Below are 927 nucleotides of genomic sequence, written 5' to 3'. Positions count from 1 at the left end.
CGCATGCACAGAACGGCGCGGTGACCTTCGCCGACGTCGATACGCTCGACACGCACAGCGCCGGCTTCGTAGCGCAAGGCGGCAGCTATCTCGGTACTTTCGCGCTCGGCGCGGTGAACCAGGCGGGCAATTCGGTCAGTTGGAGCTTCAAGGTTGCCGACGGCGTGCTCGACAGCCTGCAGGCTGGCCAGACGCTGACGCAGAAGTACGACGTGACCGTCGATGACGGCCATGGTGGCACGGCAGTGCAGACGGTGACGATCGTGATCACCGGCACGAACGACGTTCCACTGATCACCTCTGCGGTGCAGAGCGGTGCGGTGACGGAGATTGCCGACGGTGCTGCGGGCGAGAATGCGACAACGCATGCGCAGAACGGCGCGGTGACCTTTGCCGACGTCGACACGCTCGACACCCATAGCGCTTCCTTCACCGCACAGGGCGCCAGCTACCTCGGCACTTTCGCGCTGGCGGCGGTGAACCAGGCGGGTGACTCGGTCGGCTGGAGCTTCGAGGTCGCCGACGGCGTGCTGGACAGCCTGCAGGCCGGCCAGACGCTGACGCAGAAGTACGACGTGACCGTCGATGACGGCCATGGCGGCACGGCAGTGCAGACGGTGACGATCGTGATCACCGGCACGAACGACGTTCCGGTAATCACCTCTGCGGTGCAGAGCGGTGCGGTGACGGAGATCGCCGACGGTGTTGCGGGCGAGAATGCGACAACGCATGCACAGAATGGTGCGGTAACCTTTGCCGACGTCGACACGCTCGACACGCACAGCGCCGGCTTCACGGCCCAGGGCGCCAGCTACCTCGGCACTTTCGCGCTGGCGGCGGTGAACCAGGCGGGCGACTCGGTCGGCTGGAGCTTCGAGGTCGCCGATGGCGTGCTCGACAGCCTGCAGGCCGGCCAGACGCTGACGC

1 protein-coding gene is annotated in these 927 nt (G+C 66.5%); it reads left to right on the top strand.

Going from position 1 to position 927, the window contains the following annotated elements:
• On the top strand, positions 1 to 927 hold a 927-nt coding region (locus IB264_RS34155; protein ID WP_210335724.1), incomplete at both ends, for a VCBS domain-containing protein.

This window comes from Ensifer sp. ENS11, assembly GCF_014851895.1.
Classification (GTDB): Bacteria; Pseudomonadota; Alphaproteobacteria; order Rhizobiales; family Rhizobiaceae; genus Ensifer; species Ensifer canadensis.
The sequence above is the reverse complement of the archived record's forward strand: the minus strand, read 5'-3'. Positions and strand labels throughout refer to the sequence as shown.